The organism is Microbacterium sp. oral taxon 186 str. F0373, from assembly GCF_000411455.1.
GTDB lineage: Bacteria > Actinomycetota > Actinomycetes > Actinomycetales > Microbacteriaceae > Microbacterium.
Genome location: NZ_KE150457.1, coordinates 510,574 through 528,639, shown reverse-complemented (window position 1 = coordinate 528,639; position 18,066 = coordinate 510,574). Strand labels below are relative to the sequence as shown.

Genomic DNA, 18,066 nt, shown 5'->3' with positions numbered 1-18,066 from the left:
GACGGGCGCGCACGCCGCGTGCGGTGCGCCAGACTGGTCACATGGATACGGATGTGCTGGTCATCGGTGAAGCGCTCATCGACATCGTCGGGAGCGCCGAGGGTGACCGTGAGCTCGTGGGCGGCAGCCCTGCCAACGTCGCCGTCGGCCTTGCGCGTCAGGGACACGCCGTTCGTCTTCTGACGCGGCTGGGGCGCGACGAGCGCGGAGAGCGCATTGCCGCCCAGATCACCGAGTCGGGCGCCCTCGTCGACGAGGCGTCGTGGACGGATGCCCCGACGTCCACGGCCCGTGCACGACTGCGTTCCGACGGTTCCGCGGAGTACGAGTTCGCGATCGACTGGGCCGTGCCGACGGCATCCCTGGAGGGGACGCGTATCGTCCACACCGGTTCGATCGCGCTGTTCCTCGAGCCCGGCGGCAGCGCCGTGCTGGAGGTGCTGCGCCGCGCTGCCGACACCGGTGCCGCGCTCGTCACCCTCGACCCGAACATCCGGCCCGCGCTGGTCGGCGCGCACGAGGTCGCGCGGGCGCGCTTCGCGCAGGCGGCGGCATCCGCCGATCTGGTGAAGCTCAGCGACGAAGATGCCGCATGGCTGTATCCGGGTCTGGACGCCGAGTCCGTGCTGCATCAGATCGCAGCCTACGGGCCCCGCCTGACGGTCATGACGCGCGGTGGCGAGGGAGCGATTGGGCTCGGGCCCGGCGGCGTGAGCGCCGTCGATGCGCTGCCTGTCACGGTCGCCGACACGATCGGCGCGGGCGACGCGTACATGGCGAGCCTCATCTCCAGCGCGCTGGACGAGCCCGCGATCTTCGAAGACGCCGCCTCCTTCACCGCGGCCCTTCGCCGTGCCGCCGTCACCGCCGGCATCACCGTCTCGCGCGCCGGTGCAAACCCGCCCACCCGTGCCGAGGTGGACGAGCGCCTCGGCTGAGCCCGGCCACGTACGTCCACACCCAGAAGAGAGGTCCCCTCCCATGACCGTCGTCGTCACCGCCGTCTTCCACCCCGTCGAGGGTCAGCGCCCCGCGCTCATCGAGGCGCTCAGCGCCGCCATGCACGCTGTCCACGCCGAGGACGGATGCCTCCTGTACGCCATCCACGCCGCCTCGGACGGGACGGTCGTCATGATCGAGAAATGGGCCGAGCCCGCCGCCCTCGCCGCGCACGCACAGGGCGACGCCGTGAAGGCTCTGCAGGCCGCCGTCGCCGGCCTGGTGACCGGGCCCGCCGAAGTCGTGACGATGACCCCGGTGCCGGCCGGCACGCAGTCCCAAGGCGCTCTGTGACGGCGGACGGCGTGGTCACCGATCCGCCGGGAGGCGTGCGTCTGCGCCTCGATCTCGCCTACGACGGCACCGACTTCCGCGGGTGGGCGCGTCAGCCGGGCCTGCGCACCGTCCAGGGCACGCTCGAAACGGCGCTGGCTCGTGTGCTCGGCGGTGATCCGCAGCTGGTCGTGGCCGGCCGAACCGATGCCGGTGTGCATGCGGCCGGGCAGGTCGCTCACCTCGATCTCACCGATCGGCAGCAGGAGCGCCTGGCCGCGAGCCGCGCCGGCACCGCCGAGGCGCTCGCCGCCCGCATCAACGGCGTGCTCGGCGCGTATCCCGACGTCGCGGTGCACCGTACCGCCGTGGCACCGGACGGATTCGATGCGAGGTTCTCGGCCGTCTGGCGCCGCTACGAGTACCGCATCGCCGATCGCACCGCCGGATACGACCCCCTCGAGCGGGTGCGCACGACCAGCGTGAAGGCCGCGCTGGACGTGGAGGCGATGGATGCCGCCGCGCGGTCCCTCATCGGTCTGCACGATTTCGCGGCGTACTGCAAGTGGCGGGAGGGGGCGACGACCATCCGCACCCTGCTGGAGTTCGGTTGGCATCGAGATGATCGCGGCATCCTGATCGCGCGTGTGAAGGCCGACGCGTTCTGCCACACCATGGTGCGCGCCCTCGTCGGCGCGTGCGCGGCGGTCGGCGAAGGGCGTCTGCAGGTCGCGGACGTCGCCGCGATCCGCGACGGCGGGGTGCGCACCAGCGACGTCAAGGTGCTCGCGGCCCGCGGACTCACCCTCACCGCCGTCGGGTACCCCGCCGACGATCTGCTCGGCTCACGCGCCGCGCAGACTCGCGCACGCCGCAGCTTGGACGCCGGCTGAGGCGTCAGGCCCCGGCCGGTGTCAAGACGGAGCAGATTCCTAGGACCGCCGCCTAGGCTGAGAGCGACGGAAGGCGGGGGATGAAGGTCATCTCGTACAACCTCAACAAGCACAAGGCGATCGGCGAGCTCGGCGAGCTCGTCGAGAGCACCGGGGCAGACATCCTCTGCCTGCAGGAGGCGGTCTCCAGCGACCTGCCTTTGGAGATCGGCGATCTCCACCTGGCCGAGGCGACGGCACGCAACCGACTGGGGCTCGCGCTCTACTACCGGCGGAGCATCTTCGAGCAGCGCGAGGTACGCTCCCTCGCGCTGAAGAAGTCGCTGCACGACCGCGTGCTCAAGCCCGCGGAGGAGCGCATGCTGGCCGTGCGGCTGCACGACATCGACCTGGGCCGAGAGGTCATCGTCGCGAGCTTTCACGCCGCCCCGCTGACGGCGCTCAACTCCCTGCGGCGCAAGCAGATCCAGGCGGCGCTGGAGGAGCTCTCCAGCCTCGGTCCCGACCTGCCGATCCTCATGGTCGGTGACTACAACTATCCGGTGTTCAAAGAGAACCTAGGCCAGCACGTGCGTGAGTCCGGGTACGAGCTCACGCTGAGCGATGCCCGCACCTACACGCGTTACAAGTTCTTCCGCGGCCACTACGACTTCGCCACGAGCGTGGGTTTCGACATCGCGACGATCACGACGCTGCCGCAGGGCCGCAGCGACCACCTCCCCATTCTGATCACCGCCGAGCCGCGCGCCCTGGCCCCGCGGGAGCCCTGACCCCTCCCATTGTCACGGCCCGCGACCCTGCGGCCGTGGGTGCCGCGGCGTAACGTGGAGGCACCGATCCCAACGGAGGGACGAATCATGGTCGAGAAGATCGTCGTGGCTGTGACGGGAGCACCCGTCTCCGAGCGTGCGGTGCGGTGGGCGCTGCAGCGGGCACAAGCCGCTCCGCCCGGTTCGCAGGGCATTGAGCTGGTGTCGATCGTCGGGGGAGCGCTCGGCGCGGTGGGCGAGGCCGAACTGATCGCGCAGGCCGTCGCCGACACCGAGGCGGTGCTCGAGCGCCTGGCGGCGCCGGTGAGGGATGCCGGGATCACCGTCATGACGCGCGTGGAGACCGGCAACCCCGTCGCCCGCCTCATCGACGCCAGCGTCAATGCCTCGCTGCTGGTGCTCGGCAGCGACTACCGCGGGCCGGGTGACGGACCGGCGCGCGGTGCCCACGGCATCCGCATCGTCGCCGGGGCCGCCTGCCCGGTCGTGGTGGTGCCCGATGCGGCACTCGTCGGTCGGCACGGGGTCGTCGTGGGCATCGACGGGTCGCCGGTGTCGGAGCATGCGCTGCGGTTCGCGGCGCGTGAGGCCGACCGGCTGGGCGAGCCGCTCACCGCGGTCAGCGTCTGGACGCCCATCGAGGCGCCCCGTAACGGACTGGCCGTCTACCCGGAGATGTACCTGTCGAACATGCAGGCCGCCACGGAGGAGATGCTGGCGGTGGCCCTCGCCGGGCTGGCCGTGGATTTCCCGGACCTGGTCGTCGAGCGCGTCGTGGAGCGCGGCTACCCGTCGCGCGTGATCGCCTCGCGCGGCCTCACCGCTCGCCTCGTCGTCGTCGGCACGCACGGTCGGGGCGCCGTCGCCCGCTTCCTGCTGGGCTCGATCAGCCAGGAAGTGCTGTCGCGGCTGCCCGCCGTGACCGCGGTGGTCCGCTGACGACGCGCATTCTGCCGACAAGGAGAGAGCCTTCCCGGCCGTGACCGGGAAGGCTCTCTCCTTGTCGTTCTGTCGTGCGTCAGGCGTTGCTCTCCTGGCGGTTGCGACGGACCGTCGCAGCCACGGCGACGGTCGCACCGGCGAGGACGAGAGCGCCACCGCCGACCCAGATGCCGAGAAGCGACTCGCTGTCGCCACCCGTCGAGGGAAGGGTGCCGCTGCCGGCCTCGGACGAGGCGCGCGCGCCGGTCGCGGAGAGGGTCCACGAGGCGCCCGCCGGCGGCGTGCCGACGACCGTCGCCGTGGCGACACCCGAGGAGTCGGCAGTCTTCGTGGTGCTCGCCGAGGTGACGGCGAACTTGACGGCCGCGATGTTGGCGCCGGTGACGCCTTCGCCCACGAGGGTGAAGGTGACGGTCGCGCCGGGCTGGAACCCGGCCACGGGGACCGGGCCCGGGCTCGTCACGGTGATCGTGACGGTGTCGGGGCCGGTCGGGGTGTAAGCCTGTGCCATTGCCGGGGCGGCGAAAACCAGCCCTGCGGCGATCGCGACGGAGGCCGCGACCTTGGAGAAACGGTGCTTCATGAGTGCCTGCTTTCGAATCCGGTCTGGGGGTACCTGATGATCCGCTCGTTCCGTATATCCGGTCTTGATGCAGATGGGGGGATGGAGATTGAAGCGGTATGGTGGTGCTGATGCTCTCCCGAGTATTCCCTAGGGGTCTACCGGATTGCAAACTCTTGCGGTTTCCGATATGTAAATGTTTCGCGACGTGAAGGAGACCTGCCGGATGGAACGCCCCGGGAGGCGCACAGCGAGCACCGTGCGTCGCCGGCGCGGCCTGATCGCCGCGCTCGCCGCGCTCGTTGTGGTGTTTCCGCTGGTCGGTTGCGGACCCGCACCGTGGGTCACGCCGGCGACGACACCCGCGCCGACGCTGACGACGTCCGTCCCCGTTCCGACGCCGGTCTCCAACGACCTGTCGGGCGGATCGACCCAGCGCACGCTCACGGCGGGCGCGGTCTCGGCTGCCGTGAACTACTGGTCGACGTTGCGGATGGATCGCTGGACACCGGCGGCGATCAAGCCGATCAGTCTGTCGATGGTGACCACGATCACCCCCAATGACGGGCAGAAGGTCTATCTTCAGCGCGCCACGATGACGGCGATCCCCGCGAACGCGTCTCAGACATTCGCGCCGCTGGAGGCCCAGGTGGATCAGGCCACGGTTTCCCCCGGATACCTCGTGCTGTCGCCGTACAGCTACTCCAACACCTTCAACGTCGGCGCCGTTCCGGCCGAAGCCACCTACGTCACCGTGCAGTTCGACTACGACTTCCTCGTGCAGACGACGCCCACCTCGACCGAGTTCGCCAAGCAGACCGCGAGTGACACCCTCACGATCGCGATCGCCGCGCAGAACGGCGGCTGAGCGCGTCTTCCGCAAGATCGTGTAAAGACCGTGTCGAGGTTTCCCTGACTCGGACGTCTGCGCGATCTTTCGCAGATAGCGTGTGGATCATGCTTCCCGCCCCCTCCCGTCCCCCTCGCTTGCGCGCCCTCGGCGCGGCCGCCGCGGGCCTCGTGGTGCTGGCCTCTCTGACCGGCTGCACCCAGATCGCCAGCGTCTTCAACGGTCTTCAGCAGAACGCGGTGGCCACGCCCGCCCCGCGGCCGGCCGTCACTCAGGCGGTCAGCATGCCCTACGACTCGAAGTTCACCTACGACGGGTCGGTATCGCTGTCCACCGACGTCGCAGACGGGCTCGAGGTGCGCCTGGACGTCTGGGCTGCCGATCCGAAGCGCACCCAGGAGTGGGCACCCAACAACGACAAGACCTTCGGCTTCGCTGTCAACGTGGTCGATCACCGCGTCGATGAGAAGGCGGTGCTCACGCAGAAGCGTCGTGTGTACCTGTCGATGGTCAGCATCACCTCGCAGGTGTCGCAGTCGACGATCGGCCAGCAGCAGATGATGTCACCCTTCCAGTTCTCGGCCGACCCGCGCACCCTGGTGCCGTCCGACACGATGCGCTCGGACCGCGGCCTCTTGCTGAACACCTTCCAGGGTGGGCTGCTGGTGCCGGCGACGACGATCCACCAGCTGCCCGCCGACACCTACGGAATCACCCTCCAGTTCGCCCTGCAGGTGTGGGTGGAAGGAACGGCCAACACGGATACCAGCTTCCAGCAGCAGACCGTCTACCAGGTTCTTCCGATCGCCATCTTCTCCCCGACCAACCCCACTCAATAGTCTGTTGTCCACACCGACACGAGGTACACCGTGAGCACGCCCTTCGACACTGGCCGGCAGGCCGCCGCCGGACCGCAGGTCCGTGTGGCTCCCTTCGCGGTGCCGCCGGCGCCGCCGGCGCAGCCGTACGGTCTCCCCGTGCCGCAGGAGTCTTTCCACCCCGCGGAGCTCACGCCTCCCGAGTTCGACGACTTCTCCTCCGTGCTCGAGCACACCACCGTGCATCGTTCGACCATCGGGTGCGTCGTGCCGGCGTACAACGAGGAGGAGTCGATCGCCGACGTGCTGCGCTCGCTGGAACCCCGAGTTCCTCCGCGAGGGCTACGCCGTACAGGACACCGTCGACCCCGACCGCCTCGTCGCGGGCGTGCCGGCCGGCGAAGAGGGCGAGATCGCGGCATCCGTCCTGCGTGAGGTCTACCACCCCTCGGTGGCCAAGGGCTCGCCGTTCATCGTCACCGACTATGCGACCGCCGAACTCGTCAAGGTGTCGGCGAACGCCTTTCTCGCGACCAAGATCAGCTTCATCAACGCCATGGCCGAGATCGCTGAGGTGACCGGAGCCGACGTGACCCAGCTCGCCGACGCCATCGGCCACGACGCCCGCATCGGTCGACGCTTCCTCGGCGCCGGCATCGGCTTCGGCGGCGGATGCTTGCCGAAGGACATCCGCGCGTTCTCCGCTCGGGCGGAAGAGCTCGGACGCGGCGAGTCTGTCGCGTTCCTTCGCCAGGTCGACGAGATCAACCTGCGCCGTCGCGAGCGCGCTGTGCAGCTGGTCGTCGACGGGCTCGGGGGATCGGTGTTCGAGAAGAAGGTGACGGTGCTCGGTGCCGCCTTCAAGCCGCACTCCGACGACATCCGCGACTCTCCTGCCCTCGACGTGGCCGTGCGCCTACATGGGCTCGGTGCGACCGTGACCGTGACGGACCCGGCGGCGATTGAGAACGCACGCCGCATCCACCCCCAGCTCACCTACGTCGAAGACCGTGACGAGGCCATTCGCGATGCCGATGCGCTCGTGCTCGTCACCGAATGGGATGAATACCGTCGTCAGCTGCCTCCCGAGCACGCGTCGTCGCTCGCGCGTGGACGCGTGGTCGTCGATGGTCGCAATGGGCTCGACGCGGCCGCGTGGCGCGCTGCAGGGTGGGCGTACTACGGGATGGGGCGGCCGTAAGCCGTGACGTTCATCGCAACGATCGTGCTGGCGTTGGCCTCGGTTCTCCTGGTCTTCGCTGACGGCCCGATCTCGCGTCGACGCGACCGCGACAAGATCCCACCGCTCTCGCCGGTGCTCAGCGGGTTGTCGGCGGCCGCGTCGATCGTCGCCATCGTCGCTGCGGCGATCAGCATCGCGCGCGCCTTCGATCCGGCTGCGCGGCCGGACGACGACCTCGCGATCGCGGTGACCATCGTCGCGTTCGTCGCGTTCGTCTGCGGGTTCGCGCCGGCCCTCGCCGCGGTGCGCCCCCGCAATCCTCAGACCTGGGGCACCTGGATGACCACCATCGCCTTTCTCGCGTCCGGTGCGGTGTTGACCATCGGCGCCGCGAGCGATCTGGCCGCCTGAGGATTTTTTCACGGTACCGCTCCCATTGCCGTGATCACGCGGGTGGGAGTACGTTCTGATCGAGCTGGGGAGAGTCGATGGCGAACGCGCAACCGGGGTGGTATCTCGACCCGAACAAGGCGGACACGGTCCGGTGGTGGGACGGGGCGGCGTGGACCGCGCACGTCGCCGAGAAGACCGGGGCCGCGGCATCCGCAGACCCTGTGGTGACCGCAGCGGCGAAGGCTCCGCGGCGGGGCCTGTCGCGCCGCACGAGCATCATCGTGCGTTCGTCGCGATGACCGGGACGGCAGCGGCATCCACCCCCACCCGCACACCCACGCCGACGCGCACGCCGGTCATCACCACCCGTGACGAGGCCGTCACCGAAGCCGTGCCGTTCGAGCGCACCTCGGTAGATGACTCCACGATGCCGCAGGGGCAGACAGCCATCACGACCGTCGGACAGAACGGTGAACGCACAGGCACCTACCGCGTCACCCTCACCGACGGAAAGGAGACGAAGCGCGAGCTCGTCTCCGACGCCGTGACCGTGCCGCCCGTCACCGAGGTCACCTCCGTCGGCACGTACGTCGAGCCGGCCGCCCCGCCGCCTCCCGCCGCCGCGCCCGGTGGCTGCTGAGAATGTCAACTCGACTCGGTACCGGCATGTCGGCTTGATCCGGGACCATGCTCGATGCTTGGTGTTCGGAGGAATGCGGGTGCGCCAGCGTTCGTCGGGCGCCAGCGGGAGTCCGCTCGCTGTCAGCGGTCGTTCAGTTGACGCAGGGGATGGCGCCGGATTGCATGGGCTGCTGGGAGTTCGTGTAGCTCGCCGGTCCCATGCTGGTCGGCTGGGTGTTGACGGGCGTCGATGCGGTCGAGTGAGGGGATGCCGACGCGGTCGGCGCGGGCGGAGCGGGCGTGGGCGTTGGTGGGTGGAGAAGTCCGGCGACGGTGGCCTGGATCTTCTTCACGTCGACGATGTTCACGCTCTCCCCGCCGATTGTGCCGAAGCGTTCCACGGGCAGGGTCTGGAAGCTGATGCCTCCGCCGGAGAAGTGCTGCATGTCCGAGGCGAGCGACAGAAGGTCCAGGCCTTGGTCGAGGGCGATGTACTGCTTGGCGGTGTCGATCAGGGTCTGCAGGGTGCCGAAGTTGGTGAACGTCGCCGCGTTACGCAGTTTAACGGCGAGGGAGACCATGAACGCCTGCTGTCGGCGGGTGCGGTCCAGGTCGGTCAGGAACACGCCCCGGTATACGGTGTCGCGGCGCTGACGCACGAACGACATCGCCTGCGACGCGGTGAGTTGCTGCATCCCGGCGGGGAAGTTCGCGCCCGAGTACTTCGGGTCCGCTGTCGCGTGGTTCAGGCAGACCGTGATCGGCTGGACGGCCTGCGCGACACGGTAGAACGCCGCCATGGTGACCTCGACGAAATGATCGATCCGCACCCCGCCGAGGAACTGCGACACCGCGCGGATCTCCGCCTCGCGTGCCGCATCGCGCGCCTGCTGATACGCGTCCGCCTTCGACAGGCCCTGCTTCAGCAGGACGGGGAGCTTCGCGGACAGTTCCCGCCCGTACGCTTCCTTGATCTTGCCGTGCGAGACACCGCCGATGTTGCCCGCGTATTGGACATAGTCATCGCGCGGGATGGATATCCCCACCGCCGGACCGCCGCCGGCGGGGATGTGGATGTAGAGCAGGACGTTCGTGTTGTACCCACCGACGGACGCGTCTTCAGCGTGGATCGCGTTGTAGATGTCCTGCGGGTACGGGTTGCCATTCTCATCGACCCGACTGTCCAGACCCATCACTAGTATGTTCACCTCGCCGGTGTCCTGCGCCACACCCGGCGCCGCGGTCTGCCCCGTGCCGGCGGGCATCGCGATCGCGGACCGGTGGATGCCCGTGTTCAGACTCACCAAGTTGAGGACCACGACTGCGACCCCGGCGAGCAGGACGATGACGACCGCCCCGGCGATCAGAGCGACAAGACGTCGCCGGTTGCGGCGGACACGGGCGGAACGAACGACACGACGCGACACCCACCGATCATGCAGACATGAACCTGTGAGGAAGTCGAATGTTTCCGGCACTGGACGGGCTGGCTCCAATCGGCACCCGATCAGCGCGCCGTCAGCGCGTCCTGGCCCGCATCCATCGATCGAACGCGTACACCACGGCGTCGCCCCCGGCGATCGTGCCCTCCAGGCGGGCGGGCGCGATGATCCGCAGGAAGGCGTCGAGCAGTTCGGCGGGCGCGACGATCAGGATGTGGGTGCGGCTGAGCAGGAGGGGTGTGAGGTACTCGGTGAAGTAGTCGCCGGCCTCCTTCATTTCGTTGAGCGAGTTCTGGATGCGGGTTCCCTCGACGGTGGTCGTGATGACCTCGTCGGGGAGGTGGTGCAGGCCCGACATGAGGGTCTTCGCGGTCACATCCGACGGTATCCGGTCGGCCACGATGATGAGGTCCGGTGAGATGCGGCCGGCAAGAGCCTTGATCGCGGCCTCGCCGGCTCCCTCGGCGAGGAGGGCGAGCATCCCGAAGTCACTCATCGCGCGTCCTCCTCGTGATCGCCCGCAGGGCGCTGCCGCGCGTCGGTCGCCCGTTCCCCTCGTCATCGCCGATCGGAGCTGGATCTTCCGACCGCCATGACAGCCCGCGCACCCCGGGCTCGAGCGACAGGCGCGTCACGATGCCGTCGAGGAGCGTGGCGGCGTGGCCTTCGACGAGCAGTTCAGCCTCGAGCTCCTCGATCTCCTGCCCCTTCCCGCCGCTGTCGTCGAGGTGGCTCGTCATGCCGTGCACGACGACGTCGGGCGAGTCGAGAGCGGCGGACAGGCGGGCGCGCAGTTCGGCTTCCCTCCGCTCCACGACCCGGACGGTCAGCCTGTACGCACCCACCGTCTCGCTCTTGGCTGCGGGGGCGCGGTCGACGAGTCGGCCGAGCGGGCGCAGCAGCAGGTGGATCGCCAGCACGAGGCCGGTCGTGGCGAGGGCGGGGATGACGTGTCCTCCCGCGGCCTGGCAGCCGACCGCGGCGGAGCACCAGAGGGTGGCGGCGGTGTTCAGCCCCTGCACGGTGAACCCTTGCCGGAGGATCACCCCGCCACCGAGGAAGCCGACGCCGGAGACGACGTAGGCGGTGATCTGCAAGGACGCCTGGGGCACGCCGACTTGGATGCCGTAGAGGACGAACGCGGCGGCGCCGAGGGCGACGAGCGCTTGGGTGCGCAGACCCGCGGTGCGGGACCGGTACTGCCGTTCCAGTCCGATGAGCATGCCGCACCCGCCGGCGAGGAGGAGGCGGAGGATGAAGTCGAGGTTGGTCAGCGTCATGGGACGCTCCTTCAGGGTCGTCGAAGTCAGCCCCGACCTGATCCAGGCAGGGCCGGGGGTGACTTCGGAATGATGATGCCGGTGGAGGCCGGGCGGGTCAGCTGCTGCGGGTGCGGCGTTCGCGCTGCCGCCAGTCCTCGGGGATCGCCTCCTCGAGCGCGTCGTCGACGGTGATGACGCCGAGGATGTGCTCAGTGTCGTCGACGACGGGGACAGACAGCAGGTTGTAGTCGGCCATGACGTTGACGACCTCGATGATGTCGTCCGTGGGCACGAGGCTCACCGGCTCGGCCTCCGCCACGTCGCGCAGGAGTGCGGCGGGGTCGGCGCGCAGGAGTGCGACCAGGTCGACCGACCCTGCGAGGCGCCCGGTGTCGTCGACGACGTAGACGACCGCGAGGGACTGCGGCTGCTGTGCGTCCGCGGCGCGGACGGCGCTCCTCGCTTCCTGGACAGTGACGTCCTCGCCGAGGGCGAGGTATTCGACGCCCATGAGGCCGCCGGCTGTCTTATCCTGGTAGGTCATCAGGCGGAGCACGTCCCGTCTTTGCGTGGGCGGCAGCGCGTCGAGGACCGGCTGGCGGCGTTCTTGCGGAAGGTCGAGGATCGCGTCGACGACGTCGTCGGCGTGCATGCGGCTGAGCACGGCGGCGATGTCGGCCGTGTCGCGGGCTTTCAGGACTTGCGCCTGGTCGTTGTCGTCGAGTTCCTCGATGACGTCGGCCTCGAGCTCGGGGTCGGTGTGCAGGTGCTCGAACAGATCGTCTCGCTCCCGGGATGACGCGGCCTCGATGAGGTCGGCGATCTGCGCGGGCCGCAGACCGCGCAGCCGCTTGAAGCGGGAGCGTGCCGCGGCGGACGGCTCGTGGCCGATGAGCGCCTCGAACGACTTCCAGTCCCGGAAGGCGTGGGCGCCGTGCCCGCGGCGCGAATACCAGGGCCGGGCGTGCACGTCGAGCGCGGCGGCGACCCACCCGCCGGGAATGCTGTCGATCGCGACATCGTAGGCGCGTACCAGCCGGGCGTTGTCGACGTCGATGAGCCGGTGGCCGAGCACCGCCTCTTTGAGGAGGACCTCGCCGTCGCGGCGTTCGAACGGGCGCAGGTCGAGCTTCGCCGTATCGAGCACGACCCGGTCGTCGTCGAGGGCTTCGATGTTCACCGCGGGGACAAACACGGCGGTCGACCCGACCCGGGCCACCAGCCCGGTCACCGCCGGGTAGCCTTCCGGGCCGAGGCGGACGATCACGTCGGCGAGAACGCCGATCTGGTTGCCTTTGGCGTCCTGGATCGGCTGTCGCAGCATGCCCGACAGGAGCGTCCGGGGACGGGTGGTGGTCATGATTGCATCGTTCATCTGTCTCACCGTTCTTTCAAGACCAGCAGTTCAGTGCCCGAGGGCGAGTTGGATGACACGGACGATGACGAGGATCATCGCGATCAGCAGGTAGATGCGCAGCACGCTCAGCCCGAGCCGCCGCCCGGTGGACAGCTTCGGCGGGTTCAGCAGCGCGATAGGAGGCATCCGCCACGAGGCGCGCGCGCTGCGCGGAACCTCGTCCGGGTCGCTGCGCGCGGGGCGACGGACCCGGGCGACTGCGAACCCGACACCGGTCAGCATCGAGAGCACGGCGCCGGCGACGAGGATCATGATGATCTGGTCACCGCTGATGTCCGGGAAGATGACACTCGCCGTCAGCACCAGGGAGAGGATGACGAGCACCGCGATCACGGCGGAGGTGAAGATGTTCAGCCGCCGCCCGTTCACCCATGGGCCGAGCACCTCCTTGTCGTTGCACAGCAGCAGCAGAAAGACGGTGGCCGAGGGCAGCAGCACCCCGGCGAGGACCTGCACCCCGACCGTGATCAGACCCAGCGGGCTGCCCGGGATGACGACGATGATCGCGGAGACGATGAGCAGCCCGGCGAACGCGGCGTAGAAGCCCTTCGCATCCGACACCTTGCGGTGCAGCGAGTGCTTCAACCCGAGCGTGTCGCCGAGTGCGTACGAGGTGGAAAGGCCCACCGCGGCCGCACCGATGATGGATGCGTCGATCAGGGCGATGGCGAACAGGATGCCGGCGACCCGGCCCACATACTTTCCGATGCCGGCGGCGACCCCGCCGGCGTCGGTGAAGTTCCCGAACTCGGGGGTGCCGGCGAACACCGCGGCGGACACCGCGATGAGGATCGTCGCCCCCACGATGACGATCACGATGCCGATCCACAGGTCGGCCTTCTCGTAGTTCATGAACCGCGGCGTGATCCGCTTGTCGATGATGTACGACTGCTGGAAGAACAGCTGCCACGGCGCCACGGTGGTGCCCACGATCCCGATGATCAGCAGCATCACCGTCGACAGCTCGGCGCCGGGCGGGAAGCCGGGGATGAACCCGTGCGCGACCTCCGCTGCGGAGGGGTGTGCCAGGAATGCGAGCGGGACGAGAATGAGGGACCCGAAGATGAGGAACATGCACAGCCGCTCGAACCGGCGGAACGACCCGGTGCTCACGGCGGCGACGATCACGACCGCGGCGATGATCACGCCCGGCACCTCGGGAAGTCCCAGATAGCTCAGCCCCAGGCTGATGCCGATGAACTCGGTGATGATCGTCAGCGCGTTCAGGATGAACAGGTCGATGACACTGAACGCGCCCCAGAACTTCCCGAACCGCTCGAGGATCAGCCGGGCATGCCCGACCCCGGTCACCGCGCCCAGGCGCAGAACCATCTCCTGGTTCACGTAGAGGACCGGCACCAGCAGCAGCAGCACCCACAGCAGTGCGGTGCCGTAGTTCTGCCCCGCCTGCGTATACGTGCCGAACGCGCCGGCGTCGTTATCGCCGACCATGACGATCAGGCCCGGCCCGACGATCGCCACGAGGGTGCGCAGCTTCGCGGACAGCTTCGTGCGGGGCGCCGTGTCATCGAGCTGGATCGTGCCGAACGCGCCCTCGATGTTCCCCACGTGGGCGGAGTCGAGCACCGCGTGCTGCTGCGTCGGTGGAGTGTTGGTGGTCGTCATGATGCATCGCTTTCTCACCCCGAGTCGGGTGGGCATGGAAGCGGACCCCCAGGCACGGTCGATCAACGACCGCACGGAGGGCACGGAAGAAGACGGCAGGCGAAGAGGCCCGCCCAGGCAGCCCGAGTGGGCGTCTAGAGGAAGAAGGGGGGCGTGCGGAACGCCCAACTATCGTGATCGCTCATCGCTCACCTCCCCGATCGGATTCCTCGCACCTTGAGGCTCGTCGATACGACTCAGCCTCTCCACGTAAGACCTTTGGCACTTCGTGACGTCACCCGGGAGCGGGAGCCAATCGGGGCGACCCCTTAAGCCGGGGAAGCCTGTCCTGACCCGGAGCGTCTCTCGACGTATGGGGTCGCTGGCGTGTGTTCACGAAGGAGCCTCAGCTAACGATCGGCGCCTAACGCGTCAAGTGTAGGCCACGGACGGCGCGACTTCGTCCCCGAAGGCCGAATCCGGTGCCCCGAAATTCTGGGAACCACTGAGCGGCGGACACGCAACCCGCAGCTGCGGGGCCGACGGATGGGCCCCTCCCCCCGCTCGGGCCGGCGCTCAGGATTTCCGGTTCTCCAGCTCGTCGAGGATCTTCACCTGGTTGGCGAGGATCGTCATCTGCTGATCCTGCAGATTCGCCAGATACGTCAACGTCCGATGATCCGCCTCCGCCTTCGCATCCTGCTGCGCCTGGATGACGTTCTGACCGACCATGATCACCGGCAGCAGCACCAGCTGCAGGAAGTTCTGCGAGATCCACGCCACCAGCGTGATCATGCTCGGCGCGATGATCCACGCCGGGAAGTAGTGCTTCAAATCTGGATTGATGGACACCAGGATCGCCGGCAGCGACAACAGCGACAACAGCGCGAACAGGTACGCACTCCACATCGAGCCCACACTGTTCGTGATCTTCAACGCCAGGCTGTCGTTGAACCGTGCCACGGCCGACCGCTCTGTGCGCAACAGCTCCCGCGGGTGCTGAACATTCACATTCCGCTGCTGATCACTCATTGCCGCATCGTACGACCCGAACGCCCCGCATACCTTGTGGCCTGCGCGGCTCGCGAGTTATGCGGACCTAGAGTCGTTCCCGATATTGCCCTGGGTGACGGGTCGCCGATCAAGCCGACGACAGCCGCGCGCTGAACGCACGTTGTCAGCTTCCCTGTTGGCGGGTGTGGTTGAGACGGTAGGAGTCGGTGCCGGTTTCGATGATGGTGCCGTGGAAGGTGAGCCGGTCGACGATCGCCGCGCACAGCCGCGGGTCGGTGAAGGTGCGGGTCCATTCGCTGAACGACTGATTCGTCGCGATGGCCACGGACGCCTTCTCTTCACGTTCGGTGAGGACCTGGAACAGGAGCTCGGCGCCGCGTTTGTCGAGTTCCATGTAGCCGAGCTCGTCGATGATGAGCAGGTCCACGCGCCCATAGCGTGCGATCGTCCGGGCCAGTTGCATGTCGTCGGCGGCTTCGACGAGTTCGTTCACGAGCCGGGTGGCGAGGGTGTATTTCACGCGGAATCCTTTCTCCGCGGCGGCGGTGCCGAGCCCGATCAGCAGATGGGACTTCCCCGTGCCGCTATCGCCGATCAGGCAGAGCGGGTCGCCGCGGCGCACCCAGTCTCCGCCGGCGAGGGTGTTGATCGTGGCGGAGGTGACGTTGGGGTTCTGGTCGTAGTCGAAGTCGTCGAGGAACTTCGGCCGCGGGAACCCCGCGGACTGCACGCGGCGGATCGTGGACCGGCGGTCCCGATCGTCGACCTCGGCGAGCAGCAGCTCAGCGAGGAATCCGATGTAGGATAGCTGTCCCTTCTCCGCCGCAGTCGCCGCCTCGGCCAGCACCGCCCGCATGGTCGGCAGCCGCAACCGGCGCAGGGCGCTGTCGACCGCGGCGGCGGCGGCCTCGTCGGTCATCGGGCGCCGGCGGCGCAGGACCGGGGACACAGACGTGGTGGTGGTCATGCGGGGTGTGCTCCTTCAGTCGTTTCATGCGCTGTGGTCTTCGCGATGCGGCGTTTCAGCAACTCGTTGTACCCGGCGACCGAGGGCGCAGGGCGCCGATCTGCGCGTAGCCCGGCGATCACAGCGAGCGGGTCCATCAGACGGCGCTGCGTGAGTGACACGACGTTCGCCGTCACCGTCGATGCGCGTGCCGCATCGGTGCGGTCCGTCATCGTGGGGTCAGCCGCCGCGGCACGGCGGGCTTCGATCGCGACGACCTCGGCAAGCACCGACCCGACGTTCAACGCTGCGCGGATCCCGGCGACGACCGCCGCAGCGGGAATGTGGCGGTGCAGGAGGAGCACGTCGATCAGCTCCCGGGTGCCGAGCCCGTCGCCGTTGACCCGGCGCGACGCGTCCCAGAACGCCTCATGCTCGGCCGTGAGCGCACCTGATGCGCGGGCGTGGGCGAGGACGGTGGAGCCGGCGAGAGCGCCGGGTTTGAGTTTGAGGACCTCCAGGTAGTGGTCCAAGACCACGGCCTGACCGTTGCGGACCGCGACGCGTTCGTGCCGAGCGACCAGGCGGTGCCCGTCGAAGATGAGCACCTCCGACGCCCGCAGGATCGCCCGCACCCGCCTCCCGATCAGCGACACGGGCACGGAGTACTTCGCCTGCCGGATCGTGACCAGGGCCGCATGATCGACCATCGGCGACAATGGCTGCCCAGGCTCGAACCCGTCCACCGGCAACGGTGTCAACCGCGGCCGTTCACGTTCCCAGTCCTGCCCCACCGTGGTCAGCCGGCCGGTGATCCGACGGCCGCTATCACGCGCGTCGCAGCGGCGGATGTACTCGTTGAGCTCGTCGAACGACTTCACCTTCGGAACCGGGGTCAGCCAGGTGCGACGGAACCGACCGACCTCGCCCTCGACCCCGCCCTTCTCGTGCGCACCGTCGATGCCGGGTTCGCAGTAGAACGCGTCGAACCCGTAGTGCGAGCGGAACAGCGCCCACCGCTCGTTCTCCTCCCGGCGGCGGCCGACGCTGAGAACCTTCTTCACCGCCTGCCCCAAGTTGTCGTACTTGATCTGCATCGTCGGCACCCCGCCGAGTTCCTCGAACGCGGTCACGTGGCCTTCGAGGAACGCTTCCTGCGACAGCGTCGGGTAGACCCGGTGAATGGCCTTCCCGGAGTGCGACATCCGGAACACGAACAGGAACGCCTTCGTCCGCACCCCCGCGAGGTCGATCCACAGCTCCCCGAAATCGACCTCGGCTTCCGCGCCTGGAGCGTGCTCCTGCGGGATGATCGCCGCGCCGGCCAGGCGCCCGGCTTCGATCTCGATCTGCGGGCGCCGAATTCGCACGTAGTCCCGCACCGACGGGTAACCGACATCGGCGTCGTGCTCGTCGATGAGCCGGTTCCAGATCCGTGTCGCCGTGTGACGCTGCTTGCGCGGCGCGGTCAGATCTTCCCGCAGCATCTCGTCGATCACCGTCTTGAAAGGGCCGAGCTTCGGCGCGACGCGCTCGGGGACCTTCCTCGTCGGTGGCACCGCGGACACCAGCGCCTGCCGCACCGTGTTCCGGCCGACGCCATACCTGGCGGCAAGCTTCCGCGTTCCTAGCCCCTCGAGGCGATGATCACGCCTGATCCGCGCGAACAAATCCACCCGACTCCCCACCCGACCACCTCCGTCTCCGTGCTCCCAGCGAGCACGAGACAAGCGATACAGGCGGTCCCGAATCAGACCGACACGACGCTCCGACAACGCGCGGGGTGGTCCCGAATCAGAGTGACAAGGCGGTCCCCAACCACGCTGACACACTCAGCTGCGACCCGAACTACGCCGACGCCTGCGTGCCCATCGCGAGCGACGTCGACTGCGCGGGCGGAAAGGGCAACGGTCCCGCCTACTTCGACGGCGTCGCCCGCGTCGTCGGCCGCGACATCTACAAGCTCGACGGTGACGGAGACGGCTGGGCCTGCAACGGCTGACGCGTCGCCAGCTGCCAGGCGGTGCCGTCACATCGAGAAGGCGCCCGCCCTTCCCGAGGAGTCTCTTCATTCGA

At 68.5% G+C, this 18,066-nt stretch carries 20 protein-coding genes, 1 pseudogene and 1 riboswitch; of the genes and pseudogenes, 12 read left to right on the top strand and 9 right to left on the bottom strand.

Translation table 11 applies throughout. The features are described from left to right. Positions 1-41: 41 nt before the first annotated feature. The 5 genes from HMPREF1529_RS02430 to HMPREF1529_RS02410 all read left to right on the top strand — a co-directional run bounded on the left by HMPREF1529_RS02430 (position 42) and on the right by HMPREF1529_RS02410 (position 3,874). The gene (locus tag HMPREF1529_RS02430; RefSeq protein ID WP_016463560.1) at positions 42-938 is read left to right on the top strand and encodes a carbohydrate kinase family protein; all 897 of its coding nucleotides are present in this window, start codon (positions 42-44) and stop codon (positions 936-938) included. A gap of 43 nt (positions 939-981) precedes the next feature. Then, positions 982-1,293 carry a putative quinol monooxygenase gene (locus HMPREF1529_RS02425; protein WP_005050484.1) on the top strand — a complete coding sequence of 104 codons (312 nt, stop codon included), beginning with the start codon at positions 982-984 and terminating at the stop codon, positions 1,291-1,293. Continuing rightward, positions 1,290-2,165, top strand: coding sequence for a tRNA pseudouridine(38-40) synthase TruA (truA, locus tag HMPREF1529_RS02420; RefSeq protein WP_016463559.1), 876 nt, complete (start codon positions 1,290-1,292; stop codon positions 2,163-2,165). Before HMPREF1529_RS02425 ends, truA begins: the two co-directional genes overlap by 4 nt. A gap of 80 nt (positions 2,166-2,245) precedes the next feature. Continuing rightward, positions 2,246-2,935 (top strand): endonuclease/exonuclease/phosphatase family protein, encoded by a 690-nt coding sequence (locus HMPREF1529_RS02415; RefSeq protein WP_016463558.1) that lies wholly within the window; start codon positions 2,246-2,248, stop codon positions 2,933-2,935. Between the two features lie 87 nt (positions 2,936-3,022). Beyond that, entirely contained in the window at positions 3,023-3,874 is an 852-nt protein-coding gene (locus tag HMPREF1529_RS02410; RefSeq protein WP_016463557.1) for a universal stress protein, read from the top strand. A gap of 79 nt (positions 3,875-3,953) precedes the next feature. Here HMPREF1529_RS02410 and HMPREF1529_RS02405 read toward each other — a convergent pair whose 3' ends face one another. Next, complete coding sequence (locus HMPREF1529_RS02405; RefSeq protein ID WP_005050480.1) at positions 3,954-4,460, bottom strand: LPXTG cell wall anchor domain-containing protein; 507 nt, start codon at positions 4,458-4,460, stop codon at positions 3,954-3,956. A gap of 205 nt (positions 4,461-4,665) precedes the next feature. Here HMPREF1529_RS02405 and HMPREF1529_RS02400 point away from each other — a divergent pair, with 205 nt between their 5' ends. The 6 genes and pseudogenes from HMPREF1529_RS02400 to HMPREF1529_RS02375 all read left to right on the top strand — a co-directional run bounded on the left by HMPREF1529_RS02400 (position 4,666) and on the right by HMPREF1529_RS02375 (position 8,323). Then, entirely contained in the window at positions 4,666-5,307 is a 642-nt protein-coding gene (locus HMPREF1529_RS02400; protein WP_005050479.1) for a hypothetical protein, read from the top strand. 89 nt (positions 5,308-5,396) lie between these two features. Beyond that, positions 5,397-6,128: a hypothetical protein gene (locus tag HMPREF1529_RS02395; protein WP_005050478.1), complete on the top strand. Its 732-nt coding sequence runs from the start codon at positions 5,397-5,399 to the stop codon at positions 6,126-6,128. A gap of 295 nt (positions 6,129-6,423) precedes the next feature. Beyond that, positions 6,424-7,308, top strand: a pseudogene (locus tag HMPREF1529_RS02390) (UDP-glucose dehydrogenase family protein); the annotation flags it as partial. Positions 7,309-7,311: 3 nt separating this feature from the next. Then, positions 7,312-7,701: a hypothetical protein gene (locus tag HMPREF1529_RS02385; protein ID WP_016463555.1), complete on the top strand. Its 390-nt coding sequence runs from the start codon at positions 7,312-7,314 to the stop codon at positions 7,699-7,701. Positions 7,702-7,778: 77 nt separating this feature from the next. After that, positions 7,779-7,982: a DUF2510 domain-containing protein gene (locus tag HMPREF1529_RS02380; protein WP_016463554.1), complete on the top strand. Its 204-nt coding sequence runs from the start codon at positions 7,779-7,781 to the stop codon at positions 7,980-7,982. Continuing rightward, complete coding sequence (locus HMPREF1529_RS02375; protein ID WP_005050435.1) at positions 7,979-8,323, top strand: G5 domain-containing protein; 345 nt, start codon at positions 7,979-7,981, stop codon at positions 8,321-8,323. Before HMPREF1529_RS02380 ends, HMPREF1529_RS02375 begins: the two co-directional genes overlap by 4 nt. A gap of 133 nt (positions 8,324-8,456) precedes the next feature. Here the strand turns inward: HMPREF1529_RS02375 and HMPREF1529_RS02370 are convergent, their stop codons facing one another. The 8 genes from HMPREF1529_RS02370 to istA form a co-directional block, all read right to left on the bottom strand. Continuing rightward, positions 8,457-9,731 carry an LCP family protein gene (locus HMPREF1529_RS02370; RefSeq protein WP_016463553.1) on the bottom strand — a complete coding sequence of 425 codons (1,275 nt, stop codon included), beginning with the start codon at positions 9,729-9,731 and terminating at the stop codon, positions 8,457-8,459. Positions 9,732-9,822: 91 nt separating this feature from the next. After that, on the bottom strand, positions 9,823-10,242 hold the full coding sequence (locus tag HMPREF1529_RS02365; RefSeq protein ID WP_005050432.1) for a hypothetical protein: 420 nt from the start codon (positions 10,240-10,242) through the stop codon (positions 9,823-9,825). Then, positions 10,235-11,026: an MgtC/SapB family protein gene (locus HMPREF1529_RS02360; protein WP_005050431.1), complete on the bottom strand. Its 792-nt coding sequence runs from the start codon at positions 11,024-11,026 to the stop codon at positions 10,235-10,237. Before HMPREF1529_RS02360 ends, HMPREF1529_RS02365 begins: the two co-directional genes overlap by 8 nt. 97 nt (positions 11,027-11,123) lie before the next feature. Continuing rightward, the gene (locus tag HMPREF1529_RS02355; RefSeq protein ID WP_232212032.1) at positions 11,124-12,368 is read right to left on the bottom strand and encodes a magnesium transporter MgtE N-terminal domain-containing protein; all 1,245 of its coding nucleotides are present in this window, start codon (positions 12,366-12,368) and stop codon (positions 11,124-11,126) included. A 45-nt stretch (positions 12,369-12,413) separates the two neighbouring features. Continuing rightward, positions 12,414-14,051, bottom strand: a complete 1,638-nt coding sequence (locus HMPREF1529_RS02350; protein ID WP_005050429.1) for an Nramp family divalent metal transporter — start codon at positions 14,049-14,051, stop codon at positions 12,414-12,416. Positions 14,052-14,287: 236 nt separating this feature from the next. Beyond that, positions 14,288-14,455: riboswitch (M-box (ykoK) riboswitch) on the bottom strand. A 151-nt stretch (positions 14,456-14,606) separates the two neighbouring features. After that, positions 14,607-15,062, bottom strand: a complete 456-nt coding sequence (locus tag HMPREF1529_RS02345) for a hypothetical protein (RefSeq protein ID WP_016463550.1) — start codon at positions 15,060-15,062, stop codon at positions 14,607-14,609. A 145-nt stretch (positions 15,063-15,207) separates the two neighbouring features. Beyond that, a complete protein-coding gene (gene istB / locus HMPREF1529_RS02340) occupies positions 15,208-16,011 on the bottom strand; it encodes an IS21-like element helper ATPase IstB (RefSeq protein ID WP_016463549.1) in 804 nt (267 codons plus the stop codon). Next, on the bottom strand, positions 16,008-17,678 hold the full coding sequence (istA, locus tag HMPREF1529_RS02335) for an IS21 family transposase (protein ID WP_016463548.1): 1,671 nt from the start codon (positions 17,676-17,678) through the stop codon (positions 16,008-16,010). The genes istB and istA overlap by 4 nt, the downstream gene beginning before the upstream one ends. Before the next feature lie 95 nt (positions 17,679-17,773). On the opposite strand from istA, the gene HMPREF1529_RS02330 reads away from it, so the two are divergent. Beyond that, positions 17,774-17,992, top strand: coding sequence for a hypothetical protein (locus HMPREF1529_RS02330; protein WP_016463547.1), 219 nt, complete (start codon positions 17,774-17,776; stop codon positions 17,990-17,992). Positions 17,993-18,066: the final 74 nt, after the last annotated feature.